Source organism: Streptomyces sp. NPDC088246, from assembly GCF_044741025.1.
Classification (GTDB): Bacteria; Actinomycetota; Actinomycetes; order Streptomycetales; family Streptomycetaceae; genus Streptomyces.
This window is the reverse complement of record NZ_JBIURV010000003.1, coordinates 274,769-300,256: the sequence shown is the minus strand read 5'-3', so window position 1 is coordinate 300,256 and position 25,488 is coordinate 274,769. Positions and strand designations below refer to the sequence as shown.

Below are 25,488 nucleotides of genomic sequence, written 5' to 3'. Positions count from 1 at the left end.
CACCCGTGGCCCCCTCATTGGGGTCGCGATGCCGGTTCTACTCGCCTTGCGGCTTTCTTCCGACGGCTCCGGGTGATCTTCACGACGCGCTCGCCCCCGGGCTCGCACCGTCCCCGGGTCGCTCCTGGCTGCGTACGACGCTACTCGTCCCATCCACGCCTCTCGCTGAGGCCAGTGTACGGGCCCGTACGGGCGACGGCCGACCGGTTTAACCCGTGGGGCGGGGCGTGACCCGAATGGGCAGACGCGGACGTACGGAGTCCGGGCGGGGGCCGGAAGGCGGATTACCCGGCGGGGAGCTGGGCACAACGGATTCAGGCGCGCCGGTATCCGGACACAGGGAGGGGCGATTCGGCGGCGTGCCCCGTTGCCGCGGGGCTGGGGTCGATTTATCGTCCCAGCACGATTCGCGTGCAAGATCACAATATGTGAAGGGGCCGCGGCCATGGTGGCGAAGAAGACCGCCGCAAAGAAGTCGGCGTCAGCGAGATCCACGGGTGCGGCGGCCGGGAGGACGAGCGGAGAGGCGGGTGCGCAGGGCGGTTCGCAGGCGGGTGTGGGGACGGCGGACGCGGAGCCTGTCTCCGAGGCCGGCCCGACGGCGGCGGCTGCGAAGAAGACCGCGGCGAAGAAGACCGCAGCCCGGAAGCGGGCGGCGTCGGTCGAGCACGCGGCGCAGGCCAAGAAGGCACCTGCGAAGAAGAGCGCGGCCAAGAAGGCTTCGAAGAAGGCCGCTGCGGCGGCCACGGTGGCGGCCGAGGCCGCCGAGCAGACGGGAGCCCACACGGTGGTAGCCAAGAAGAGCGCGGCCCGGACCCGCACGGCCGGCAAGGGTGCGGCGCCTGTGCCCCCGGCCCGTGGAGTCGCCACGACAGCCCCCGGCGAGCTGGCGGTCCGGCCGGGTGAGGACCCCTGGACGCCGGAAGAGGTCGAAGAGGCACGGGCCGTGCTGAGCAGCGAGATCATGCGGCTGCGCAGTGAGCTGGAGGCCGCGAGTGCCGCACTCGCCGGGCTGATGCGCGACTCCGGCGACGGGGCGGGTGACGACGAGGCGGACACCGGCACCAAGAACATCACTCGCGAGCACGAGATGTCGCTCGCCGCCAACGCCCAGGAGATGCTGGACCAGACCGAGCGGGCGCTGGCCAGGCTCGACGCCGGGACGTACGGACTGTGCGAGGTCTGCGGCAATCCGATCGGCAAGGCGCGGATGCAGGCGTTCCCACGCGCCACGCTCTGCGTCGAGGACAAACAGAAGCAGGAGCGCCGCGGTTGATCCGTGGCCGTGTGTCGTACTCTCGTCCTCAGTCAGGAACCTAGGGTTGAGGGACTCACGTGGCAGAGGCGGAGCGCATCATCGGTACGCCGGACATCCCCGATGCTGAGGGGACCGAAGGGGACGAGGCCGAGAGCCGGGTCGAGGAGACGGCCCCGGGCCGGGGCAAGCGGAAGATCATGGTGCTCTTCGTCGTGGCCGTCTTCGCCTATCTGCTCGATCTGATCAGCAAGATGATCGTGGTTGCGAAGCTGGAACACCACCCGCCGGTCGAGATCCTCGGCGACTGGCTGAAGCTCGACGCGATCCGTAACGCGGGCGCCGCCTTCGGCATCGGTGAGGCCTTCACGATCATCTTCACCTTCATCGCGTCGACCGTCATCGTCGTGATCGCCCGCCTCGCCCGCAAGCTCTACAGCCTGCCGTGGGCCATCGCACTGGGCCTGCTGCTCGGCGGTGCGCTCGGCAACCTCACCGACCGCATCTTCCGCGCTCCCGGCACCTTCCAGGGCGCGGTGGTGGACTTCATCGCCCCCGCGCACTTCGCCGTCTTCAACCTCGCCGACTCCGCGATCGTCTGCGGCGGCATCCTGATCGTGATCCTTTCCTTCAAGGGCCTGGACCCTGACGGCACCGTGCACAAGGACTAGCGGGCGCAAGGCATACTCGACAGGTGAGTACGTATCCCGAGGTCCGCACCCTGCCCGTACCCGACGGTCTGGAAGGCGAGCGTGTCGACGCCGTCATTTCCCGGATGTTCGGTTTCTCCCGCACCAGGGCCGCCGACCTGGCCGCTGCCGGGAAGGTGCAGGTGGACGGTGCGGTGGTCGGGAAGTCCGAGCGGGTACGGGGCGGCGCCTGGCTTGAAGTCGAGATGCCGCAGGCACCCGCTCCGGTGCAGATCGTCGCCGAGCCCGTCGAGGGCATGGAGATCGTGCATGACGACGACGACATCGTCGTGATCGTGAAGCCGGTCGGGGTCGCCGCCCACCCGAGCCCCGGCTGGACCGGCACGACCGTCATCGGCGGTCTCGCCGCGGCCGGGTACCGGATCTCGACGTCCGGCGCCGCCGAGCGCCAGGGCATCGTCCACCGCCTCGACGTCGGCACCTCCGGCCTGATGGTCGTCGCCAAGTCCGAGCGGGCCTACACCCTGCTGAAGGCCCAGTTCCGCGACCGGGTCGTCGAGAAGAAGTACCACGCGCTGGTGCAGGGCCACCCGGACCCGATGAGCGGCACCATCGACGCCCCCATCGGGCGCCACCCCAACCTCGACTACAAGTGGGCCGTCACGGCCGAGGGCAAGCCCTCCGTGACGCACTACGACCTCATCGAGGCCTACCGCGCCGCCAGCCTCCTGGACATCAAGCTGGAGACGGGCCGTACGCACCAGATCCGGGTGCACATGTCGGCCCACCGCCACCCCTGCGTCGGTGACCTCACCTACGGCGCCGACCCGACGATGGCCAAGCGCCTCGGCCTGACGAGGCAGTGGCTGCACGCCGTCCGGCTCGGCTTCGAGCACCCGTCCGACGGCAGCTGGGTGGAGTTCTCCAGCAACTACCCGGACGACCTCCAGCACGCTCTGGACAAGATCGAGGCGGAGAGCGAATGACCGGCACGTCCGTCTCGTACACCACCCGTACCGTCGTCGACGAGCAGGACCGCGCCGCCTGTTTCCAGGTCCGCAAGGACGTCTTCGTCGGCGAGCAGAACGTGCCCGAGGAGATCGAGTACGACGCCTACGACGCTGACGCGGTGCATGTGATCGCCGTCGCGGCGGACGGCTCCGCGCTCGGTACCGGGCGGCTGCTGCACGGTCCGGCCGCCCTCGCCAAGACCGGCGGCGACCTCACCGTGGGCTCGCTCGGTCGGCTGGCGGTGACCAAGGAGGCGCGCGGACTCGGCGTCGGCGTGGCGCTGGTCCGGGCCATCGAGGAAGCGGCCCGTGAGCTCGGTCTGGCGGCCGTCGATCTGCACGCCCAGACCCATGCGCTCGGCTTCTACGAGCGGCTCGGGTATGTGGTGTACGGCCCCGAGTTCCCGGACGCGGGGATCGCCCACCGGGCGATGCGGCGCGCTCTGTAGCGAGCGAACGAGTGCCGGGTGCCGCCCCCGGCCGTACGGAACGAGCGGCACCCCCGCACACGTCCGGGTCAGTCCGGCAGGCCCCAGCGCGTCCACGCCCCGTTCGACGGCACATCGCGCGGTCCCGTCCCGGGGTGGCGCGCACCGTGCGGAGTGACCACCGCCGTGCCACCGCGCGGCAGGGCGACCGTGATCCGGCCCGGTCCGGTCTCCCGCCAGTACAGCGGGCGCCCGTGCGCGTCCCGTACGTCGATCCGGCCCGCGATGGAGTGGTCCAGGGTCAGCGGGGCGCCCGCCTCGCTGTGCACCCGTACCCAGCGCGTGGCACCGCCGGAGCGGTCCGCGTCCACCAGGAAGGCGCCCTGGGTGCGCAGTGACGCGATCGACGCGTCCGCCCAGCGGTCCGAGACGGACGGGAAGACCTTCACCACCCCCTCGTGGCCCTGCACCACCATGTCGAGCATCGACTGGGCGGCGGACAGCGGGCTCTCCAGGGCGAGGTTCTTGCCCTCCCGGTACATCGTGTTGACGGTCATCTGGCAGTCCGCGACCACCTTCAGATCGGTGAAGAAGGTCAGGAAGTCGAGGGCCTTCTCCGGCTGGTCCATCACCGAATACATGGACGAGGCGGTGGCGTAGCTGTAGCCGTGCCACAGCTGCTGCATGGAGACCCAGTGGTCCATGGAGCGCTGCATCACATCGCGGTCCCCGGCCCGGTCCCAGCGCCGTTCGCGCAGCGGGTGGAGCCAGAGCAGATGCGAGTGATGCCGGTGCGAGTCGGCGAGCGGGACGTCCTTGCCGATCATGACGCCGGCCGCCGGGTCCTCGGCGTACGGGGCGAGCCTTTGGTCGATGTCCTGCCAGCGCTTCAGCCGCGGATCGTTGTCGCGCAGCAGCTTCGCCGATGCGATCAGGGTGCGCACACCCCAGCGGACGAGCGAGAGGTCGTAGGTGCAGTCCTCGGCGTTGGCGTACTCGGGGGAGCGGGTCTCCAGCAGATGCAGCTTGCCGTCCGGGCCCTCGTGCAGGAAGTGCGCGTAGAAGTTGATGGCCTTCGCGAGGATCGGATACACCACATCGCGCAGGACGGACAGGTCCATCGAATGCCGGTAGGACTGCCAGACGTTGTGCAGGGCCCAGGTGAGATTGCCGAAGTTGTCGGAGACGTGGTCCGAGCCCGGGGCGCCGACGTCGTACGTATCGCCTGCGCGCAGCTGCCAGTCGGAGGGGTGGCCCAGCGCGTAGCTCTCGCCGTCGCGGTAGTCGACGGGGACGGAAGTCGGGAGGTTGTGCTCGAAGCGACGGAAGGCGCCCGTCACCGAGTCGAGTTCGGGGTGGTTGGAGCCATGGATGGGTGCCATGCCGATCTGGACGTTGAGGTTCCACCAGACCGCGGTCCAGTTGTTGCCGACCTCGGGGAACCACGGGCCCCATTCGGAGATCGTCGGACCCTCGGCCCTGGTCGACGCGGCGAGCTTGTAGAGCTGGGTGAGATAGAAGCTCTGCAGCCGCTTGTCCGGTACGGAGAGGAAGCTGCGCCGGTAGTACGCGTGCCACCAGGCGCGGTGATGGTCCACCAACCGGTCGGGGTCGGCGGCGAGGGTGCGGTCCACGGCCCTCAGCGCGGCGGTCGTGGCCTCGGACACCTGGCCGGGGAAGCGGTACACGAGGTGTGCGGCGAGCAGCCGGCCGGTGCCCTCGCGCTGCTCGCGCCAGGCGGTGGTCCAGCCGCCGCCCGCGAGCAGCGGCTGCTCGACGAAGCCGTCGCCGACCCGTGGGTCCGGGTTGGCCGTGTAGTCCTCGGGCTTGCCGCTGCTGCGGGTGGTGGCGGCGGGCAGCCACTGGAAGGACCAGGCGGCGGACTCCTCGCCGGGGGTGGGTCTGGTGGAGATCAGCAGGGCGCTGGTGTCGTTCTGTACGAGGGCGGAGAACCCCAGGGAGCCGCGCGTGGTGGTGACGGTGCCGCGCAGCTCGGCGTCGTACAGATCCAGGGTCCAGTCGACGGCGGTGATCTCCCCGGCGAGGGTCAGGGTGAAGTACCCGATGGGAAGGCGGGAGAAGCCGATGCCGCCGCGCCACTGACCGCGCTGGTCCTGCACCTGGCTGTGACTGAGCATCAGCTTCAGGGTGTTGGCGGCTTTTCCCGCGTACAGCTGGGCGCCGAGGTAGCCGTTGGCGAGGAAGGGGGCCTGCTGCCAGCCGGTGGGGAGCGTGCGCCAGGTCATGGCGGCGTCGCGGACGGTCTTCTCGTATATGCCGGCGTTCGGGCGGTCCGTCGGTGCGGGGGCGGCTGCGGCCCATGCGGTGCGGGAGCCGGCGAGCCAGAGCGCGGATGTGCCGGCAGCGGCGGCGCCGACGAAATGCCTTCGGGAGAACGCGGTCACGTGATTTCTCCTGCCAGTCATGTATGTGGTGAGGGTTCTTGTTCCTGAATGGCGCACGCCGCATACTGCCCGCTCCGGGGAGGTGGGCGGAAGGGGGGTGACGGCATAAACATCGGAGGAATGGTCGGTCAGGGCGGCGATATGGAGGGGGTGTTGTCTGGATTGCGGGCCTTGCGTGGCAGGCTTGAAGTCCAATCGACCGACCAAAGAGGTCGGCTCGCCGCGTTCCGGAAGGCACCTCGTGGACCAAATGGCACTGCTCCTCCTGCTGTTGCTCGGAGCTGTGGTCACGGTGCCACTCGGGGAGCGTCTCGGACTGCCCGCGCCGGTGCTGATGACGCTCGCCGGAGCCGGCATGGCGTTCCTCAGCTTCGTGCCGAATGTGAACATTCCGCCCGAGATCATTCTTCCCGCGCTGCTGCCGCCGCTGCTTTACGCCTCCGTGCAGCGCACCTCCTGGCGGCAGTTCGCCGCCAATAAACGACCGATCTTTCTGCTGGCCGTGGCGCTGGTCTTCATCACGACGGCCGCCGTCGCCGCGGTCGCCAACGCGATCGTCCCCGGACTGCCCATCGCCGCCGCCGTAGCGCTCGGCGCGCTCGTCGCCCCGCCCGACCCGGTCGCGGCGACGGCCGTCGCGGGCTCGGTCGGGCTGCCGCGCAGACTCGTCTCCATCCTGGAGGGGGAGGGGCTGTTCAACGATGTGACCGCGATCGTGCTGTACCACGTGGCGATCGCCGCCGCGGTGAGCGGCACGTTCTCGCTGCCGGAGGCGTTCGGGCTGCTGATCCTCTCCGCGGTCGTCGCCGTGGCGGTGGGTGTCGCGCTCGGCTGGATCACCATCAAACTCATGGGCCTGCTCGGCGATGCCACGCTCCAGGTCGGCCTCACCCTGCTGGTGCCGTTCGTGAGCTACGTCCTCGCGGAGGAGCTGATGGGGTCGGGTGTCCTCGCCGTCCTCACCACCGCGCTTTTCCTCGCCGAGCACACCGCCGACGCCGACGACGTCCTCGGGCGGCTCACCGGCCGTACGTTCTGGGAGATCGTCGACACCCTCGTCACCGGGGTCGCCTTCGGGCTGATCGGCCTCGAACTGCACAACGTCTTCGGGACGGCCAACGGGCGCGAGCTCCAGATGTTCGGCTGGAGCCTGGCCGTCGTCGCGGTCGTCGTCGGCGTACGGCTGCTGTATCTGCTGCCCGCGACCTGGCTCGCCAAGCGGTTGCACACCCGGCGCGACGTCAGCGAGGAGATCCCCACCAGCTGGCGGGAGACCGTCGTGATGTGGTGGTCCGGGATGCGGGGAGTGGCCTCGGTCGCGCTGGCGCTCGCGATTCCGCTGAAGACGGACGACGGAAAGCCGTTCCCGGGCCGTGACGAGATCGTCTTCATCGCCTTCGCCGTGATCATGGCCACGCTTGTCGTCCAGGGACTCACCCTGCCGTGGCTGGTCCGCAAGCTACGGGTCCGGGCGGACACGGACGCCGAGGAGGCGCTGGAGAAGGACCTCGCGATCCGCGCCGCGAAGGCCGCGAAGCAGCGGCTCAAGGAGATCCGGGAGGTCGAGGAGTTCCCGGACGAGGTCGCGGAGCGGCTGCAGCGGCTGGCGTACGACGTGGGGGCGCGGATCAGCCCCGACATGGTCGACGACGAGCGCCGCGAGGCGTACGCGAAGCGCGCCGAACGCTTCAAGGCGGTCAACCGCGTCCAGCGCGAAATGATGTCGGCCGCCCGCCACGCGGTGCTCTCGGCCCGCAACGAGGCGGGCACGGACCCGGAGGTCGTCGACCGGGTGCTGCGGCAGCTGGACGTACGCAGCCTGCGGTGACGCGGCGCCCGCGCCCGGTCAGCCGCGACCCGTGCGGGGGGACTTGTCCCAGCCCGTCGGCTTCTCGTCCGTGGGGTGGGGAGAGTTGGGCCACTCGTCGCGCGGCGGAAGCGTCGCGGGCGCCGTCGCGATCCTCGGCAGTGCGTACGGATGGTGGTCGCGCAGCCAGCCGATGAGCTGCTCCCGCACGGCACAGCGCACCGTCCAGATGTCGTCCGCGTCCTTGGCCGTGACCACCGCGCGGACCTGGATCGTCGACGGTGTGGTGTCCGTGACCGCCAGGGACCAGTTACGGCCGTCCCAGGCGGCGCACTCGCCCAGGATGTCCCGCAGCTGGTCACGCATCGCCGCGACCGGGGCCGAGTGGTCGAGATGGAAGAAGACCGAGCCGGTCATCTGGGCGCCGCCGCGCGACCAGTTCTCGAACGGTTTGCTGGTGAAGTACGAGACCGGCATCGTGATCCGCCGCTCGTCCCAGGTCCGTACCGCGAGGAAGGTCAGCGTGATCTCCTCGATCGTGCCCCACTCGCCGTCCACCACCACCGTGTCGCCGATCCGCACCATGTCGCCGAAGGCGATCTGCAGCCCCGCGAAGAGATTGCCGAGCGTCGACTGGGCCGCGATGCCCGCGACGATGCCGAGGACACCGGCCGAGGCCAGCATCGAGGTGCCGAAGGTCCGCATCGCCGGGAACGTCAGCAGCATCGCGCCGACGGCGACGGTCGCCACGATCGCGGTGACCACCCGCTGGATCAGCGTCACCTGTGTGCGGACCCGCCGCACCCGCGCCGGATCGCGGGTGCTCGCCGCGTACCGGGCGTAGACGGAGTCGACGACGGCCGCCGCGATCCGCACCACCAGCCAGGCCGACGTCCCGATCAGCACCAGAGCCAGGACCTGGCCGATCCCGGCCCCGTGCTCCTTGACGAGTTCGAGCCGGGTGTGGGTGTAGGTGCCCCGCAGCAGCGCAGTGCACAGCGTCAGCTGCAGCGGGATCCGGCAGCGCCGCAGCAGACCCCACAACGGTGTCTCGTGGTGCCGGCGGTCGGTCCGTCTGAGCAGCAGATCGACCAGCCAGCCGACCAGCAGCGTGATCGCGACCGAGCCGCCGACGACGATCAGCGGACGCAGCACGATCTCCATCCCGTCGTTCTCCATGCTCCCGACCGTAGCTGGCACCATTGGCCTCATGAACATCATGCTTTTCCACTCGACGTACGGTCTGCGCCCCGCGGTGCATGCGGCCGCAGACCGGCTGCGCGCCGCCGGGCACGAGGTGCAGGTGCCCGATCTCTTCGAGGGGCACACCTTCGAAACCGTCGAGGAAGGCATGGCCTTCAAGGAAGAGGTGGGCAAGGACGAGCTGCTCAGGAGGGCAGTACTGGCTGCCGCGCCCTACTCAGACCGGGGCCTGGTGTACGCGGGATTCTCCTTCGGGGCATCCACCGCGCAGACCCTGGCGCTCGGTGATGAGAAGGCGCGCGGTCTGCTGCTGTTCCACGGCACCTCGGACATCGCCGAGAGCGCCTCGGTGGACGAGCTGCCCGTACAGCTGCATGTCGCGGACCCGGACCCGTTCGAGACGCACGACTGGCTGAACTCCTGGTACCTGCAGATGCAGCGGACCGGTGCCGATGTCGAGGTCTACCGCTATCCGGGCGCGGGTCATCTCTTCACGGACCCCGAACTGCCGGACCATGACGCGGCCTCGGCCGAGCTGGCCTGGAAGGTCGCGCTCGGCTTCCTCGCCACGCTGTGACCGCGCGAAGGGCCCAGCACAGCGCGGGGCCCTTCGGACGGATGGGGCGGATCAGCCCCGGTAGGCGATCCAGCTGTCGCTCATCCGCTGCACCTGGCCCGGGGTGAACTGGGTCATGCAGGAGTCGTACGTGTAGTCCATGAAGTTGTGGATCGGGTCGACCCCCGTCTTGTTGGTGCAGGTGTCGCGCCCGGTCGGGCAGGCGTACGCGGGGCTCGCCTCGGCCGGAGTGTCGGCCACGTAGTCGCCGTTGCCGTTACAGCCGCCCTGGAAGGTGTGGTAGAGCCCCATCCAGTGGCCGACCTCGTGGGTGGCGGTGTCGCCCTCGTTGTAGTTGGTGGCGGAGCCGCCGGGCAGCGAGGCGTCGAGCATGACGACGCCGTCGTCCGAGGGGTTGGACTTGTAGGAGCTGGGGAAGGTGGCCCAGCCCAGCAGGCCGCCGCCGAGGTTGGCGGTGTAGAGGTTGAGCGCGTTCGGGCCGCCCTTGCGCAGCGCCGACTTCATGGCCTTCTCGGCGGAGGAGCCCGGCGAGACGCCGTTGTACCAGGAGCTGTTGTCCGTGTAGTCCGTGCCGGCCAGCGAGAACTGGAAGCCGGAGTTGGTGTTGCCGCTGCCCTGGCCGCTGTAGGCGGCGTTCAGGACGCTGATCTGGCTGCTGATGGCGGACGCGCTGAGCTTGCCGGTCGTTCCGGAGTGCACCACGTGGAAGTACACCGGGATGGTGGCGCCCGCGGCGAGCGTGGAGCCGTTGAGCCGGCGGTCCGCGAGTCTCTCCTTGAGCTGGGTGTCCATGGCCTTGGCCTGGGCCGCGGTGAGTTCGTTGGGGTCCGCGGCGTGCTTGGTGCCCGAGGGGCGGGCCTCGCGTGCGGTGGCGGAGGTGCTCGCCTCGCTCGCGCACTTCTCGGCGGATGCGGCGGACGCGGAGGACGCGGAGGAGGTGGACGCCTTTGCGGCGGCGGAGCCGGTGGAAGCTGAGAGCGGTGCCAGGGCCAGGGTTCCGGCCAGGACGGCGGTGCCGATCGCACGGTTACGTATACGCGGCGATATACGGGCAAGAGTGCGCACAGGGACTCCTCGCGGATGTGTGGGGGGAGGGATTTCCTCACCCGCCGCCGGGAGATTACGTGCGCATGTCAGATCTTGAGGAGAATCGATCAGGCCCAATCAATCGTGGGGCAAACCGGGGAAACGGGAAGAAATAATTCTGTGCGTTCCAGAGTTTGAGACGCGGGCGTAACGTCCCGCGTTACCCCGGCGGGTGGTGTGTCCCCATTGGGGCTGGGAGACCCGCCACCCGCCGTAGCGATGTAATGTGCCGTCAACATGGACCGCAGTGGCTGAAAATAGACCCTCAGTGCACCGGGCGGTCCACGCGCTCGACCTTCTGCGTCCCACTGAGCGTCCGGTACGAACGCGTCCAGGCGGAGATCGTCTCCCGCCTCCTCTCGTCGGAGACCATGTAGTAGTCCATCTGTGAGCGCTCGGCGGTCACATCGAGGACGCCGTAGCCGTGCGAGTCCATGTCCACCCACTTCACGTGGCGGTTGGCGGCCTTGACCGCCGCGCTCGCGACCGCCGAGACGGTCTGCGGCGCGACATGCAGGATGTCGTCGAGATTGTCCGAGGTCACCGATGTCACCACGAACTCGGTGGCGGCAGCAGCCCTGACGACCGCGCGGCGGCTGGGGGCGGATATCGGCGAAGAAAGGTGTCGACTGGTCACGGAGGAGAACCCTGCTGACCGGTAAAGCGAACGGGCAGGCGAATGAAGGAAGTTCGCCTGCCCGTCGGAGAGCCGCTGTCGGGGGTTTGCCGCTATCCCTTGAGGGCGGCGGTGATCGCGGTGTTGAACTCGGCCGCGGTCATCGGTGCGTTCTTGCCGCCCGAGCCGGTGAGCGGCTTGCCGTCCATCTTCAGCGTCGGAGTGCCCTGCACACCGCTCTTGTCGAACGTCGCGGACATCTTCATCGCCCAGTTGTCGTACGTACCGTCGTTGACGTCCTTCTGGAACGCCTTGTTGCCCTTCAGGGCGTCGACGGTATCGGCGATCTTGATCAGGTACGCGTCGTCCTTGAACTTGTCGTCGGTCTCCTGCGGGTGGTACTTCGCGGAGTAGAGCGCGTACTTGTAGTCGAGGAAGGCTTCCGGGCTGACATTGAGTGCCGCGCCGAGTGCGCTCAGTGCGTTCTTGGAACCCTCGCCGTTGATGGAGTTGTCACCGTCGATGAACGTGGCACCGATGTACTTGATCTTGTACTTTCCGGCGTCGACGTCCTTGTGCACCGTCTCGCCGACGGCCTGCTCGAGCGTGGCGCAGATCGGGCAGCGCGAGTCCTCGTACAGTTCCAGGGTCTTCTTGGCGGTCGACTTGCCGATGACGACGGTCGTGCCGTTGTCGCCCGAGGTGTTCTTGGGCGCCGTGACGTTCTTCGCGTCCTTGGCCGCCTCCCAGTGGGACGGCTTGTTCAGCTGCATGACACCCCAGGTGGCGGCGCCCACGACCGCCAGCACGCCGACGATCGAGACACCGACGATGATCTGCCTGCGGGCCTTGTCCTTCTTGGCCTGGCGCTCGCGCTCGGCGCGCAGACGCTCGCGGGCCGCCGCCTTGTTGGCCTGGCTGTTGCGGTTGCTCATGTTCGCTTCTCCATGGTGTGGGTGATATGTCGTCAGGGATGTGCGTGCTCAGGCGATGGCGCAGGCCGAGCGCGGCGGTCCCCTCCGTCCCACGGAGTGCACGAGCAGACGGGCATGTACGAGCAGGTGCGGGCCGCGTCCGGCGGGGCGCACCCTGCGGCGTACGGAGCGGCGGGCCGTACCCACCACGGCGACCGCGATCAGCAGCGGCCGGAACGCCAGGACGGCGACCGCGCCCAGCAGGCCGACGAGCGCGGACTCGCCGCGCCGCAGCCAGGCCGCGGCGAGCAGACCGACCGTCACGTGGGCGGCGAGCAGCAGCCATGGCACCGCCGGGCCCGGGGAGGCCAGCAGCGCGGCCGCCGTGTGTCCGCCGCCGGCCACCGAGGTGAGCGGCGTGCCGACGTCACCGACCTGCGGCGCGCCGGCGCCGATGTCACCGCCGCCGCACAGCACATCGACGCCGACCGAGCGCAGCGGCCCCGCGATCGGGCCGCCTGCCGCGCCGTAGCAGAGGTGCTGGCCGGTGGTGAAGACGGTGTCGGCGGCCAGTTCCAGCGGGACCAGCAGTCCGGCGATCGCCCCGAAGCCGCGCTCCCGGCCGGCCAGCGCGTACGCCACGGCGAAGACCGCGCCGGCCAGCAGGGCGACGACGGTCAGCGGCAGCGAGACCTGGGAGAGCAGCACATGGGACGCAGCGGAGAGCGTCACGACGAGCGCTGTGAAAAGCGCCGCGCGAATGACTCTGAGCTGCGTCCCGGATATGTCCATCGTCGAGGAGTGTCGCATGCGAACCTGTAAGCGACCCCTAAAGGGGCCCGGTTGCGTGCGGAGCCCTACAGCCCCGGGATGCGGCCGTTGCGGAAAAGATCCACAAAGATCTGGTGGTCGGCGCGGGCCCGGGCGCCGTAGCTGTGGGCGAAGTCCACCAGCAGGCCGGCGAAGCCCTCCTCGTCCGCCGCGATCGCCGCGTCGATCGCCCGCTCGGTGGAGAACGGCACCAGCGAGTGACCGCTCTCGTCGTCCGCCGCGGAGTGCATCGTCGCCGTCGCCCGGCCGAGGTCGGCGACGACCGCGGCGATCTCCTCCGGCTCGTCGATGTCGGACCAGTCCAGATCGACCGCGTACGGAGACACCTCGGCGACCAGCTGTCCGGCCCCGTCCAGCTCGGTCCAGCCGAGCCACGGGTCGGCGTGCGCCTGCAGGGCGCGCTGCGAGATGACCGTGCGGTGGCCCTCGTGCTGGAAGTACTCGCGCACGGCCGCGTCGGTGATGTGCCGGGAGACCGCGGGGGTCTGCGCCTGCTTGAGGTAGATCACCACATCGTTCTCCAGGGCGTCGCTGTTGCCCTCCAGAAGGATGTTGTACGAGGGCAGCCCGGCCGAACCGATACCGATGCCACGGCGGCCGACGACATCCTTCACCCGGTAGGAGTCGGGGCGGGTCAGGCTCGACTCCGGCAGCGTCTCCAGATAGCCGTCGAAGGCGGCCAGCACCTTGTAGCGCGTCGCCGCGTCCAGGTCGATCGAGCCGCCGCCCGCCGCGAACCGGCGCTCGAAGTCCCGGATCTCCGTCATCGAGTCCAGCAGCGAGAACCGGGTCAGCGACCGGGCGTCGCGCAGCGCGTCCAGCAGCGGGCCCTGTGCCGTGTCCAGCGTGAAGGGCGGTACCTCGTCGCTCTTCGCGCCCGTCGCCAGTGCGTGGATCCGCTCGCGGTAGGCCGCCGCGTAGATCCGGACCAGCTCGGTGATCTGGTCGTCGCCCAGTGCCTTCGCGTACCCGATCAGCGCGACGGAGGCGGCGAACCGCTTGAGGTCCCAGGTGAAGGGGGCTACGAAGGCTTCATCGAAGTCGTTCACGTTGAAGACCAGGCGGCCATTGGAATCCATGTACGTGCCGAAGTTCTCGGCGTGCAGATCGCCGTGCACCCACACCCTGCTGGTTCGCTCGTCCAGATAGGGGTCCGCGTTCCTCGTCGAGCCGAGATCGGCGTAATACAGGCAGGCGGTGCCCCGGTAGAACGCGAACGGTGATGCGGCCATCTTGCGGAACTTGACCCGGAAGGCTGTCGGGTCTGCGGCCAGGAGCTCTCCGAAGGCAGTCTCGAAGACCGCAAGGATCTGCTCCTCGCGCTCAGTGTCCGAGACTTCGAAAGTGCTGCGCATTGCCGGCCTGCTTCCTTCGTCGATGACAGGGCCTTCCTGTCTGCCCTCCTGCTGAGAACGCCGGAGGCGCGGCATCAGTGCCCGGACCCGGAAAGTGCGGCCACAGGCACTGATCCGGGTGATGTGTGGGGGATTCCACCTCGGACGGGTGGGAAATGGGTGCGGCCGCACAGCCGATGTGGGACGCCTGGAATGTGTGGTCTCCCGAGGAGCGTGGAAGTTACCTGGCCGGCTGCCAGGTTCGTGCCGTGGTCAGCTCGCCGCCACGCCCACGTGTGAGGGTGGAGGCGGCTGACCGCTGCGTCTGTGATCTCGGCAACCTCATTGTTTTCGACGGTGCGCGGTCCGAGTGACAGGCCGCGGAGTATCGGTGTCGCGACGTAGACTTCCACGCTGTCCCCCTCACCCGCCCTGCTCGCCCGGAGGCCACAAACCGTGTCGTCGAAGCCGCCCTTTACGCACCTTCACGTCCACACCCAGTACTCGCTGCTGGACGGTGCCGCGCGGCTCAAGGACATGTTCGCTGCCTGCAATGAAATGGGCATGTCGCACATCGCGATGACGGACCACGGCAACCTGCACGGTGCCTACGACTTCTTCCACTCGGCGCAGAAGGCGGGCGTGACGCCGATCATCGGGATCGAGGCGTACGTCGCTCCGGAGTCACGCAAGCACAAGCGGAAGATCCAGTGGGGCCAGCCGCACCAGAAGCGCGACGACGTCTCGGGTTCGGGTGGTTACACCCACAAGACGATCTGGGCGTCGAACAGCACCGGTCTGCACAACCTCTTCCGGCTCTCCTCGGACGCGTACGCCGAGGGCTGGCTGCAGAAGTGGCCCCGTATGGACAAGGAGACCATCGCCCAGTGGTCCGAGGGCCTGATCGCCTCCACCGGCTGCCCCTCGGGCGAGGTGCAGACGCGACTGCGGCTCGGCCAGTTCGACGAGGCGGTCCAGGCGGCCTCCGACTACAAGGACATCTTCGGCGAGGGCAAGTACTTCCTGGAGCTGATGGACCACGGCATCGAGATCGAGCGCCGGGTCCGTGACGGCCTCCTCGAAATCGGCAAGAAGCTGAACATCCCGCCGTTGGTGACCAACGACTCGCACTACACCTACGCGCACGAGGCCACGGCCCACGACGCGCTGCTCTGCATCCAGACCGGAAAGAACCTCTCCGACCCGGACCGCTTCCGCTTCGACGGCACCGGCTACTACCTCAAGACGACCGACGAGATGTACGCCGTCGACTCCTCCGACGCCTGGCAGGAGGGGTGCGCCAACACGCTGCTGGTCGCGCAGCAGATCGACACCGGCGGCATGTTCGAGAAGCGCGACCTGATGCCGAAGTTCGACATCCCGGACGGGTTCACGGAGATCACCTGGTTCCAGGAGGAAGTGCGGCGCGGGATGGAGCGCCGCTTCCCGGGCGGTGTCCCCGACGACCGGCAGAAGCAGGTCGAGTACGAGATGGACATCATCATCCAGATGGGGTTCCCGGGCTACTTCCTCGTGGTCGCCGACTTCATCATGTGGGCGAAGAACAACGGCATCGCGGTCGGCCCCGGCCGTGGTTCCGCGGCCGGTTCGATCGTGGCGTACGCGATGGGCATCACCGACCTCGACCCGATCGAGCACGGACTGATCTTCGAGCGGTTCCTCAACCCCGAGCGTGTCTCCATGCCCGATGTCGACATCGACTTCGACGAGCGCCGGCGCGTCGAAGTGATCAGGTACGTGACGGAGAAGTACGGCGCCGACAAGGTCGCCATGATCGGCACGTACGGCAAGATCAAGGCGAAGAACGCCATCAAGGACTCCGCCCGTGTCCTCGGCTACCCGTACGCGATGGGTGACCGGCTCACCAAGGCCATGCCCGCCGACGTCCTCGGCAAGGGCATCGACCTCAACGGCATCACCGACCCCAAGCACCCGCGCTACAGCGAGGCGGGCGAGATCCGGGGGATGTACGAGAACGAGCCGGACGTGAAGAAGGTCATCGACACCGCGAAGGGCGTCGAGGGCCTGGTCCGGCAGATGGGCGTGCACGCCGCAGGCGTCATCATGTCCAGCGAGCCCATCGTCGACCACGCCCCGATCTGGGTGCGGCACACCGACGGCGTCACCATCACGCAGTGGGACTACCCGCAGTGTGAGTCGCTCGGCCTGCTGAAGATGGACTTCCTGGGTCTCAGGAACCTGACCATCATGGACGACGCCGTCAAGATGGTGGAGACCAACAAGGGCGTCAAGCTGGACCTGCTCGGCCTCCCGCTCGACGACCCGAAGACGTACGAAATGCTCTGCCGCGGTGACACGCTCGGCGTGTTCCAGTTCGACGGCGGTCCGATGCGTTCCCTGCTGCGCCAGATGCAGCCCGACAACTTCGAGGACATTTCCGCCGTCTCGGCCCTGTACCGGCCGGGCCCGATGGGCATGAACTCGCACACGAACTACGCCGAGCGCAAGAACGGCCGCCAGGAGATCACCCCGATCCACCCGGAGCTGGAGGAGCCCCTCAAGGAGGTCCTCGGCCTCACCTACGGCCTGATCGTGTACCAGGAGCAGGTGCAGAAGGCCGCCCAGATCGTCGCCGGGTACTCGCTCGGCGAAGCCGACATCCTGCGCCGCGTGATGGGCAAGAAGAAGCCCGAGGAACTGGCGAAGAACTTCGTCCTCTTCGAGGCCGGCGCCAAGGAGAAGGGCTTCTCCGACGCGGCGATCAAGGCGCTGTGGGACGTTCTGGTCCCGTTCGCCGGATACGCGTTCAACAAGGCCCACTCCTCCGCGTACGGCCTGGTCACCTACTGGACCGCGTACCTCAAGGCGAACTACCCCGCCGAGTACATGGCGGCGCTGCTGACCTCGGTCAAGGACGACAAGGACAAGTCGGCGGTCTATCTCAACGAGTGCCGTCGCATGGGCATCAAGGTGCTGCCGCCCAATGTGAACGAGTCGCTGTCGAACTTCGCCGCGCAGGGCGACGACGTGATCCTCTTCGGCCTCACGGCCGTACGGAACGTGGGTCAGAACGTCGTCGACTCGATCATCCGGTGCCGCAAGGCGAAGGGGAAGTACAGCTCCTTCCCCGACTTCCTCGACAAGGTCGAAGCGGTCGTCTGCAACAAGCGCACCGTCGAATCGCTGATCAAGGCCGGCGCCTTCGACGAGATGGGCCACACCCGCAAGGGCCTGGTCGCCCACCACGAGCCGATGATCGACAATGTGGTGCAGGTCAAGCGCAAGGAGGCCGAGGGGCAGTTCGACCTCTTCGGCGGCATGGGCGAGGAGGAGAGCGACGAGCCGGGCTTCGGGCTCGACGTGGAGTTCTCCGACATCGAGTGGGAGAAGTCCTACCTGCTGGCCCAGGAGCGCGAGATGCTCGGCCTGTACGTCTCCGACCACCCGCTCTTCGGCCTGGAACACGTGCTGTCCGACAAGGCCGACTCCTCGATCTCCCAGCTGACCGGCGGGGAGCACTCCGACGGTGCCATCGTCACCGTCGGAGGCATCATCTCCGGCCTGCAGCGCAAGATGACCAAGCAGGGCAACGCCTGGGCCATCGCCACCGTCGAGGACCTGGCCGGATCCATCGAGTGCATGTTCTTCCCCGCCACCTATCAGCTGGTCTCCACCCAGCTCGTCGAGGACACCGTCGTCTTCGTCAAGGGACGTCTCGACAAGCGGGAGGACGTGCCCCGGCTCGTCGCCATGGAGATGCAGGTCCCCGACATCTCGTCGGCAGGCACCAACGCACCCGTGGTCCTGACCATCCCCACGGTCAAGATCACCCCGCCGATGGTCAGCCGCCTCGGCGAGGTCCTCAGCAACCACCGGGGCGACACCGAGGTGCGGATCAGGCTCCAGGGCCCCCGCAAGACCACGGTGCTCCGGCTCGACCGGCACCGGGTGAAGCCCGACCCGGCGCTCTTCGGCGACCTGAAGGTGCTGCTCGGACCGTCCTGCCTGGCCGGCTGAGCCGGTTCACGGCCGACGTTACGGGAGGGGCGCCCCGCGAAAGCGGGAGCGCCCCTCCCGGCCACCCGGCCTGCGGCCGGGACCGGAGATCCGCCGGTCAGTTGTGGCCGAAGCGCCGCTGGTGCTTACGGGCAACATCAGCAGGGCTGCCCTGGGCTTGCGACCGAGGCTGTATCTGCGACTCGTAAGCAGTCGAATCGGGCTCTTCCGCGCCGCGCTCCGGACGGGACGACGCGCGGTTCTGCCGGCTGCTGCTCTGCTTGCGGTTCTTGTTCTTGGCCATGGTGTTCCTCCTACGGGGACTCTCGGGGCCAGGATCGCGTTCAGATTCACATAGCGGATTAAAGGGTGCATGTTGGATCATTACCGTGCGTAGTGAGGGCGTATCATGCGCCGTTTTCCGGATCCGCCACGCCGGTGATCGAGTTCCGGCTGTCAACCCCTGCGCGGTCGGGCAGACTCGAAGGAAACCCTTGGCAAAGACCACACCCGAACTTCTGGAAGAGGGTGGAACGCGTGGACCGTTGCGTCGTCCTGGTGGACGCCGGCTACTTGCTGGGTGCAGCCGCGAGCCTGCTGGCCGGGGAGCCCGCCCGTTCCCGCATCACCGTCGACCACGCGGCCCTCATCCGGGGCCTGCGCGAGCTGGCAGAGACCGATACGCGGCAGCCACTGCTGCGGATCTACTGGTTCGACGGCGCCCCCGACCGCGTACCGCAGCCCGAGCACCGCAGACTTCGTGTGATGCCCCGGGTGACCGTCCGGCTCGGTGCTCTCACCCGCAGTGACGGGCGCTGGGCGCAGAAGGGCGTCGACGCCGCGATGCACGCCGAGCTCACCGAACTGGCCAGGAACCGGGCCTGCTCCGACGTGGTGCTGGTGACCGGTGACGGCGATCTGCTGCCCGGCCTGATGTCCGCCAAGGAACACGGCGTCGCCGTCCATCTGTGGGCCGTCCAGGCCGCCGACGGCGACTACAACCAGTCCGAGGACCTGGTCGCCGAGGCCGACGAACGAAGGGTGCTCGACCGGGCCTGGATCACCCAGGCCGTACGGGCCAAGGAGACCGGCGGTGTCTGCGCCCCGCCGCCCGCCCCCCGGCCGGAGATCGCTGCGATCCTCTCCGCACCGCTGCCCGAGGCGGCCCTCGCAGCCTCCGTCGAGCGGGCATCGGAGGCCCAGGCTGCGGCCGCCCGCAACGGTGAGGTCCCGCCGCCCGAGGAGAGCTCCACCGCCGACCGGCCCGGCCACGGTGGAAGGGGAGTCCCCACACCCAAGGACCTGGCGGGCAGCCTGCGCGGCCCCGGCGCCCAGCCCACCCAGCCGTCGCCCGCCAACGCCACGCTGCGCTGGTCCTCCGACAAGGGCTGGATGGAGCGCGGCGGACCGCTGGGCGAGCCCGCCGAAACCGCGTCCCTCCCGACGCTGGCCCAGCTCACCAGCGCCGAGCAGCGCTGGGCGGACCGAGAGGAGGACATCACCACCGTGGGCGGCGACCCCTTCGAGGTGGGCCAGGTCTTCGCCCGGCGCTGGATGGAGCGGCTGCCGGAGACCGCCCATCTGCAGAGGCTGTCGACCATGTATCCGCGCATCCCGCACCGCATCGACGGCGAACTGCTGCGGTACGCGGCACGGTTCGGCCTGCTCGCCCACAAGGACGACCAGATCGACGAGCACGACCGCTACGCGATCCGGGCCGGATTCTGGCGGGAGATCGATGTACGGGCCGCGGCGGAACACGCCCCGGCGGCGGAGCGGACGAGCCCGTCCGGCGACTGATGGCACAACGGTCACGCGGGCGGGCAACCCGGCCCGCGATTGCGGCGTCGACGTCCGACCGGCATGGCCCCGGGCGCAATACGGGGCATCCGACCCCGTACTCTCGTACCTCGTGAGTACGGGCACAGCACAGGCGCAGACGGCGACCGGGACCGTGTGCGCGGTGCGTGATCTGGTCAAAACCTATCCCGCCGCCCGCGGCCGCCGCGGTGCACCCGCAACACCCGAGGTGCGTGCCACCGACGGGATCAGCCTGGATGTGCGGCGCGGCGAGATCTTCGGTCTCCTCGGCCCCAACGGCGCCGGAAAGTCCACCCTGGTGCGGCAGCTCACCGGGCTGATGAGGCCCGACTCCGGCAGCGTGACCGTGCTGGGCCACGATCTCGTACGCCATCCCGAGCGGGCCTCCCGGCTGATCGGATACCTCGGGCAGGAGTCCACCGCCCTCGACGAGCTGACTGTCTCGCTTGCCGCCGAGACCACCGGACGGCTGCGCGGCCTCGCGGTGCGGGACGCCCGCGCCGAGCGCGACGACGTACTCGGCGAACTCGGCCTCACCGAGATCGCGGGACGCCCCCTGAAGAAGCTCTCCGGCGGACAGCGGCGGCTCGCCTGCTTCGCGGCCGCGCTGGTCGGCGAGCGGCCGGTGCTGGTGCTGGATGAGCCGACGACCGGCATGGACCCCGTCGCGCGGCGCGCCGTCTGGGCCGCTGTCGACCGGCGTCGGGCCGAACGCGGCACGACGGTGCTGCTCGTCACCCACAACGTCATCGAGGCCGAGACGGTTCTCGACCGGGTCGCCGTGATCGAACGCGGCAAGGTCATCGCCTGCGACACGCCGACCGGGCTCAAGGAACGCGTCGCCGGCGAGGTCCGGGTCGAGCTGGTGTGGCGCGAACGGGCGCCCCTGGACGTGCCCGAAGTGGCCGCGCTGCGCGGCTCGGCCCAGGAGTCCGGGCGGCGCTGGGTGTTGAGGCTCGGTCCCGACGAGGCGCGGGCGGCGGTTGCCGCCGTGACCGGCGGCGCGGCCTTTGCCGCACTCGACGACTTCACGGTGGCGACGCCCAGCCTGGAGGACGTCTATCTCGCGCTCGGCGGGGACGCGACCAAGGGGCTGGTGAAGTCATGACCGCGGCGGGCGGGGGGACCGAATGCGCATGCGCGGCCGGGCAGGGAGCGAACAGGAGCAGCGCCAGGTGACGAGCATCGTTCCCGCGCAGGCGGTGACCGGACCCGTCCGGACCGCCGATGACAGCCGTGCCGGCCGCGAAGGCCAGGAGGGCGCGGCTCCCGCGCCGCTCGCGCCACGGGCCCGGCTGTTCCCCTCGCTCGCGGCCGTCTACCGTGCCCAGCTGTCCAGGGCCAGGGTCGCCCGTATCCCGCTGCTCTTCGTCGCGACCTTCCAGTCCGTCGGGATCATGGTGCTGATGCGCGGGGTCGTCGACGGCGGCTCCGAGGCGCGCGCCGTCGTCGCCGGATCCAGCGTCCTCGTGGTGGCCTTCGTCGCGCTCAACCTGCTCGCCCAGTACTTCGGGCAGCTGCGGGCCGGCGGCGGACTCGACCACTACGCCACCCTGCCGGTGCCGCCCGCCGCTGTGGTGCTCGGTGCGGCCGGGGCGTACGCCTCCTTCACCGTGCCCGGCACGATCGTCACGGCCGTGGCGGGGAGCGTGCTGTTCGGACTGCCGCTGACGCATCTGTGGGTGCTCGTCGCCGTCATCCCGCTCTCCGGGGCGGCGCTCTCCGGGCTCGGTGCCGCGATGGGGCTGCTCGCGCCCCGGCAGGAACTGGCCACGCTGCTCGGGCAGCTGGGCATGTCGGCGGCGCTGCTCCTCGGCGTCCTGCCGGCCGACCGGCTGCCCGGGCCGATCGGCTGGGCCCGCGATCTGCTGCCCTCCACGTACGGTGTCGAGGCGCTCTCCCGGTCCTTCGACGCCCACCCCGACTGGGCGGTCGTCGCACTGGATCTCGCGGTCTGCGCCGTCGTCGGCGTCCTCTCGCTGGCTGCGGCCACCTGGGCGTACCGCAGGGCAGCGGTCCGGTGAGGCGCGGCACAGGGACGCCTGGCACGATGGCAAGGTGACCGCACCTCTGACACCGCCTCACCAGCCCTCGTCCAACGACCCCTGGCAGACCCCGCCGAAATGGGGTGGTCAGGGTGGGCCCGGTCGTCCCGGCGGCCCGGGTGCCTCCCACTCCGGCACGCTGCTGGAGTCGCAGGAGGAGCGGAATCTCCGGTCGGATCTGCTGCGTGCCGCTGTTGTCGCCGTTCTCGTCACCGTCGCGGGCATCGGGCTCGGATTCCTCTGGCTGTGGCTGGCGCCGCGGGTTCCGCTGATCTCCGACAGCACGGCCGTCTACCTCAGTGACAGCGAGGGCGAGGAGGCGATCGGCGCCGACGGTACGTTCGTGCTGCTGGCACTGGCATTCGGTGCTCTCTCCGGGGCGCTGGTCTTCTTGTTCCAGCGGCGTGGCGGAATCGCCCTGGTGGTGGGACTCGCGCTGGGCGGGCTGCTCGGTTCGCTGCTGGCCTGGCGGCTGGGGGTGTGGCTCGGGCCGGACCAGGACGTGGTCGCGCACGCGCGAGCGGTCGGCAAGGGCGTGGTCTTCGATGCGCCGCTCAAGCTGCGGGCGAAGGGGGCGCTGGTGGCGTGGCCGCTGGGGGCGATGGCGGTTCATCTCGGGCTGACGGCGTTGTTCGGGCCGCGGGATCCGGAGCCGGAGTGGGGGGTGTTCCCGGGGTGGGCCGCGGGTGGGCCTGTGCCGGGGGCGGGACCGTCGCCCGCGGGTGGGGGTGTGCCGCCTGTGCCGCCGGCTGAGTCTTAGAGCCTGTCGGGTGGCCTCCGACCGGGCGGCCACGTCCTGGCACGCACGCTTCCCGCGTTGTCGTCAGTCACCAACTCCCCCATAGCTGAAGGCATGGGGGGACCCCCTTCGCGTCGACTCCCTCCTCCTCCTTGGAATCGCACGCACCAGACCGCGTCCGCTATCCGATCGGAGGTCACCCGACAGGCTCTTAGGCGGGGTGCGGGGTGCGGGGTGGAAAAGCGCTCTCAAGCGCCGGGCGGGCCGAAAGTACCCTCAAGCGCCAGGCTGAAAGGTGCCCAGGGCGGCTACCCCCGGCCGATCTCCGCGAACACCGCCCCCGTCAGGGACGCCAGGTCCGTGGGGGAGAGTTCGACCTCCAGGCCTCGGCGGCCCGCCGAGACGCAGATTGTTTCGTGGGACTGTGCCGACGCGTCCAGCACCGTACGCAGCCGCTTGCGCTGGCCCAGGGGGGAGATGCCGCCCCGTACGTAACCGGTGGTGCGTTCTGCGGCTGTCGGGTCGGCCATCGCGGCTCGTTTGCCGCCCACCGCGGAGGCCAGTGCCTTGAGGTCCAGGGAACCGGCCACCGGGACGACCGCCACGGTGAGTGTGCCGTCGACGTCCGCGACCAGGGTCTTGAAGACCCGGTCGGGGGAGACGCCCAGTGCCTCGGCCGCCTCCTCGCCGTAGGACGCCGACGCCGGGTCGTGGCCGTAGGAGTGGACGGTGAACGCCGTGCCGGCCGCGGTCAACGCGACCGTTGCCGGGGTGCCGCCGGACTGCTGCTTCTTCGGCTTCTTCGCCACGGGGGAGGGTCCTCGGGTCGGTCGGTCGTCAGTCAGTTGGGGTGGGTCGGGGCACGCGTCAGGTCCACCGCGGGCAGGGACGGCAGATGCCGGATGACGGCGGTCTCGGAGCGCAGCAGCGTCAGTTCCTCGCGCAGCCGGGTCGCGGTGTCGGGTGCCTGGAGCAGCCGCTGCTTGCACGGGATGTCGAATACGGCCGCCGCCGCGACCAGGTAGGAGACGACGGAGGGGTCGTCGGGCAGGTCAGCACCCGTCGTCAGGGAGCGTTCGCTCGCCCCGGCCAGTCGCTTCTGGTAGCTGCGGAAGGCCCGCAGGACGCCCTCGGCGAGTGCGCCGGCCTCCTCGCCGGCTTCCTCGTCCAGCTCTTCGAGTTCGGCCGTCAGATAGGGGCCGCTCGCGTCGACGGAGAGCAGCTTGACCCGGGTGGTGCCAGTCGCGAGGACCTCGAAACTGCCGTCCGGCCGTTCCCGGATCTTCGCCGCGTCGGCGATGCAGCCGACCCGGTGGAAGGCCTGGATCGGGTCGGGGCCGAAGCCGTCCGCGGGAGCGCGCTCGGCGGGCGTGCTCACCGCCTCCGGCATTCCGGCGGCCGTCGGGGCGACCTCGCGGCCGTCGCGGATCGCGACCACGGCGAAGCGGCGGGGTTCGTCGGCGTCGGTCTTCAGCAGCTCGCGCATCATGGCGCGATAACGCTCTTCGAAGACGTTCAGCGGCAGCACGAGGCCGGGAAACAGCACCGCGTTCAGCGGGAACAGAGGCAGGCGAGCGGTGGTCACAACGGTCAAGCGTAATGGCCGCCGGGCCGGCCGCGGTCGGCCCGGCCCGACAAGGGCGTCGCACAGGCCACCCGGAGCCGCGCCTCGTCCCTCGCGTCGAGGAACCGGCCGAGTGGATCGTCGGAGACCGACGACCACGGGAACGACGCGGCGTGGAGTCCGATCTGCCGGAACTGTTCCAGCGCCTCGCCCCAGCGGCCCCGCGCGACCAGCACGTACGCCAGCAGGTTGCGGACCTCGGCGGGCCAGGGATCGCCCGGCGCGAACGAGGCGGACAGCGTGATCGCCAGATCCGCTGCCGCGTCGATCCGTTCCTCCTGCACCGAGGTGGTCCGTAGGTCCGGCTGCTCGATCAGCAGGGCGAAGGCGGCCCGCAGCGGCAGCGCCTGCACCAGCGAGCTGGGCAGTGAGTCCTCGGCGGCCCGCTCGGCGAAGTCGAAGCACTCGCGGTGCGAGCCGTACCACGCGGCGGAGAGGTACCGCAGCGCCGCGACATGGCAGCCGTAGTGGTGCGAGGAGCGCTGGATCGCCTGCTCCCACAGGGCTTCGAACATGGTGTGTGTGGCATGGGTGCCGCGCGCATGGTCGAGCGCGAGCCGCCACGGCACCGGGTCGCGGGGGTCGCTCTCGGCCGCCGCGGTGATCAGCGGTCCCACCTCGCGCAGCTGCTCTGCCCGGACGGGCGACTCCCAGGCCCGGCGGACCGCCAGCTGGGCCTTGACGAGCAGCGCGTCCGGGTCGTGCGGTGCGGCGGCGAGCCAGTCGGTCAGCCATCCGTCGCGGTTGCGGGCGAACGTGGCGAGCCGGCTGAGGTAGCGGTCCCGGTTCTCCCACTCGGCGCCGTCCCGGGTGATGGCGAGGAGTTTCGCGGCCGGTTCGTACTCCCCGAGGGCGGCGGCGACAAGCGCCGGGGAGAGCCGTTCGTCGGGGGCGTCGAGCAGCACCGCGTCGTCCGCGGTCAGTCCGGTGGAACCCTGGGGGGAGCGCCGGATCGTGCGCGCGGTACGGAGCAGAGCGCGAAGGAATGACATGGTGCAGGCCATTGAAAAGCGCTGGTCGGGACGGCGCCAGGGGGGTGCTGTGAAGCTTTGGTGCCGAGTGGAGGGGTTGTATCGAGCTGGGTCAATAAAAGGTAAAGGAAAGTGGGAAATCTGGCTTGTTCCCACTGATCCGGCCATCGGTCTCCGACACTTCGGCCGTGGCT

General features: G+C 69.5%; 21 protein-coding genes and 1 pseudogene. 11 read left to right on the top strand and 11 right to left on the bottom strand.

The window, feature by feature from the left end; genetic code table 11:
• Positions 1-445 precede the first annotated feature (445 nt).
• The 4 genes from ACIPEK_RS06545 to ACIPEK_RS06530 are packed head-to-tail and all read left to right on the top strand — an operon-like array spanning position 446 to position 3,364.
• Positions 446-1,276 carry a TraR/DksA family transcriptional regulator gene (locus ACIPEK_RS06545; RefSeq protein ID WP_401991433.1) on the top strand — a complete coding sequence of 277 codons (831 nt, stop codon included), beginning with the start codon at positions 446-448 and terminating at the stop codon, positions 1,274-1,276.
• 59 nt (positions 1,277-1,335) lie between these two features.
• On the top strand, positions 1,336-1,926 hold the full coding sequence (lspA, locus tag ACIPEK_RS06540) for a signal peptidase II (RefSeq protein ID WP_401991430.1): 591 nt from the start codon (positions 1,336-1,338) through the stop codon (positions 1,924-1,926).
• Positions 1,927-1,949: 23 nt separating this feature from the next.
• On the top strand, positions 1,950-2,891 hold the full coding sequence (locus ACIPEK_RS06535; protein WP_401991427.1) for an RluA family pseudouridine synthase: 942 nt from the start codon (positions 1,950-1,952) through the stop codon (positions 2,889-2,891).
• Complete coding sequence (locus ACIPEK_RS06530; RefSeq protein WP_401991424.1) at positions 2,888-3,364, top strand: GNAT family N-acetyltransferase; 477 nt, start codon at positions 2,888-2,890, stop codon at positions 3,362-3,364. Before ACIPEK_RS06535 ends, ACIPEK_RS06530 begins: the two co-directional genes overlap by 4 nt.
• 68 nt (positions 3,365-3,432) lie before the next feature.
• Here the strand turns inward: ACIPEK_RS06530 and ACIPEK_RS06525 are convergent, their stop codons facing one another.
• Positions 3,433-5,748, bottom strand: coding sequence for a glycosyl hydrolase family 95 catalytic domain-containing protein (locus tag ACIPEK_RS06525; RefSeq protein ID WP_401991421.1), 2,316 nt, complete (start codon positions 5,746-5,748; stop codon positions 3,433-3,435).
• A 241-nt stretch (positions 5,749-5,989) separates the two neighbouring features.
• On the opposite strand from ACIPEK_RS06525, the gene ACIPEK_RS06520 reads away from it, so the two are divergent.
• On the top strand, positions 5,990-7,576 hold the full coding sequence (locus ACIPEK_RS06520; RefSeq protein ID WP_401991418.1) for a Na+/H+ antiporter: 1,587 nt from the start codon (positions 5,990-5,992) through the stop codon (positions 7,574-7,576).
• 18 nt (positions 7,577-7,594) lie between these two features.
• Here the strand turns inward: ACIPEK_RS06520 and ACIPEK_RS06515 are convergent, their stop codons facing one another.
• Positions 7,595-8,719 (bottom strand): mechanosensitive ion channel family protein, encoded by a 1,125-nt coding sequence (locus ACIPEK_RS06515; RefSeq protein WP_383067930.1) that lies wholly within the window; start codon positions 8,717-8,719, stop codon positions 7,595-7,597.
• 37 nt (positions 8,720-8,756) lie between these two features.
• Here ACIPEK_RS06515 and ACIPEK_RS06510 point away from each other — a divergent pair, with 37 nt between their 5' ends.
• Positions 8,757-9,335, top strand: a complete 579-nt coding sequence (locus ACIPEK_RS06510; RefSeq protein WP_401991846.1) for a dienelactone hydrolase family protein — start codon at positions 8,757-8,759, stop codon at positions 9,333-9,335.
• Positions 9,336-9,386: 51 nt separating this feature from the next.
• Here the strand turns inward: ACIPEK_RS06510 and ACIPEK_RS06505 are convergent, their stop codons facing one another.
• The 5 genes and pseudogenes from ACIPEK_RS06505 to ACIPEK_RS06485 all read right to left on the bottom strand — a co-directional run bounded on the left by ACIPEK_RS06505 (position 9,387) and on the right by ACIPEK_RS06485 (position 14,137).
• On the bottom strand, positions 9,387-10,400 hold the full coding sequence (locus tag ACIPEK_RS06505) for a zinc metalloprotease (protein WP_401991415.1): 1,014 nt from the start codon (positions 10,398-10,400) through the stop codon (positions 9,387-9,389).
• 286 nt (positions 10,401-10,686) lie between these two features.
• Positions 10,687-10,998 (bottom strand): annotated as a pseudogene (locus tag ACIPEK_RS06500) (alkaline phosphatase D family protein); the annotation flags it as partial.
• Positions 10,999-11,150: 152 nt separating this feature from the next.
• Positions 11,151-11,972, bottom strand: coding sequence for a DsbA family protein (locus ACIPEK_RS06495; RefSeq protein WP_401991412.1), 822 nt, complete (start codon positions 11,970-11,972; stop codon positions 11,151-11,153).
• A 48-nt stretch (positions 11,973-12,020) separates the two neighbouring features.
• Entirely contained in the window at positions 12,021-12,743 is a 723-nt protein-coding gene (locus tag ACIPEK_RS06490; RefSeq protein ID WP_401991409.1) for a hypothetical protein, read from the bottom strand.
• A gap of 65 nt (positions 12,744-12,808) precedes the next feature.
• Positions 12,809-14,137, bottom strand: a complete 1,329-nt coding sequence (locus tag ACIPEK_RS06485; RefSeq protein WP_401991407.1) for a DUF2252 domain-containing protein — start codon at positions 14,135-14,137, stop codon at positions 12,809-12,811.
• A 435-nt stretch (positions 14,138-14,572) separates the two neighbouring features.
• On the opposite strand from ACIPEK_RS06485, the gene dnaE reads away from it, so the two are divergent.
• A complete protein-coding gene (gene dnaE, locus ACIPEK_RS06480) occupies positions 14,573-18,115 on the top strand; it encodes a DNA polymerase III subunit alpha (protein ID WP_401991404.1) in 3,543 nt (1,180 codons plus the stop codon).
• 97 nt (positions 18,116-18,212) lie between these two features.
• Here dnaE and ACIPEK_RS06475 read toward each other — a convergent pair whose 3' ends face one another.
• Positions 18,213-18,398, bottom strand: coding sequence for a hypothetical protein (locus ACIPEK_RS06475; protein WP_401991401.1), 186 nt, complete (start codon positions 18,396-18,398; stop codon positions 18,213-18,215).
• A 224-nt stretch (positions 18,399-18,622) separates the two neighbouring features.
• Between ACIPEK_RS06475 and ACIPEK_RS06470 the strand changes: the two genes are divergently transcribed.
• The 4 genes from ACIPEK_RS06470 to ACIPEK_RS06455 all read left to right on the top strand — a co-directional run bounded on the left by ACIPEK_RS06470 (position 18,623) and on the right by ACIPEK_RS06455 (position 22,720).
• Entirely contained in the window at positions 18,623-19,894 is a 1,272-nt protein-coding gene (locus ACIPEK_RS06470; protein ID WP_401991398.1) for an NYN domain-containing protein, read from the top strand.
• Positions 19,895-20,048: 154 nt separating this feature from the next.
• Complete coding sequence (locus ACIPEK_RS06465) at positions 20,049-21,023, top strand: ABC transporter ATP-binding protein (RefSeq protein WP_401991843.1); 975 nt, start codon at positions 20,049-20,051, stop codon at positions 21,021-21,023.
• A gap of 28 nt (positions 21,024-21,051) precedes the next feature.
• Complete coding sequence (locus ACIPEK_RS06460; RefSeq protein ID WP_383067493.1) at positions 21,052-21,939, top strand: ABC transporter permease; 888 nt, start codon at positions 21,052-21,054, stop codon at positions 21,937-21,939.
• A 34-nt stretch (positions 21,940-21,973) separates the two neighbouring features.
• Positions 21,974-22,720: an ABC transporter permease gene (locus ACIPEK_RS06455; protein ID WP_401991395.1), complete on the top strand. Its 747-nt coding sequence runs from the start codon at positions 21,974-21,976 to the stop codon at positions 22,718-22,720.
• 287 nt (positions 22,721-23,007) lie between these two features.
• On the opposite strand, the gene ybaK is transcribed toward ACIPEK_RS06455, so the two are convergent.
• Genes ybaK through ACIPEK_RS06440 form a run of 3 tightly spaced genes read right to left on the bottom strand, consistent with a single transcriptional unit; the run spans position 23,008 to position 25,327 of the window.
• Positions 23,008-23,508, bottom strand: a complete 501-nt coding sequence (gene ybaK, locus ACIPEK_RS06450) for a Cys-tRNA(Pro) deacylase (protein ID WP_401991392.1) — start codon at positions 23,506-23,508, stop codon at positions 23,008-23,010.
• Between the two features lie 32 nt (positions 23,509-23,540).
• Positions 23,541-24,284, bottom strand: a complete 744-nt coding sequence (locus ACIPEK_RS06445; protein ID WP_401991389.1) for an LON peptidase substrate-binding domain-containing protein — start codon at positions 24,282-24,284, stop codon at positions 23,541-23,543.
• A 5-nt stretch (positions 24,285-24,289) separates the two neighbouring features.
• A complete protein-coding gene (locus ACIPEK_RS06440) occupies positions 24,290-25,327 on the bottom strand; it encodes a hypothetical protein (RefSeq protein ID WP_401991386.1) in 1,038 nt (345 codons plus the stop codon).
• Positions 25,328-25,488: the final 161 nt, after the last annotated feature.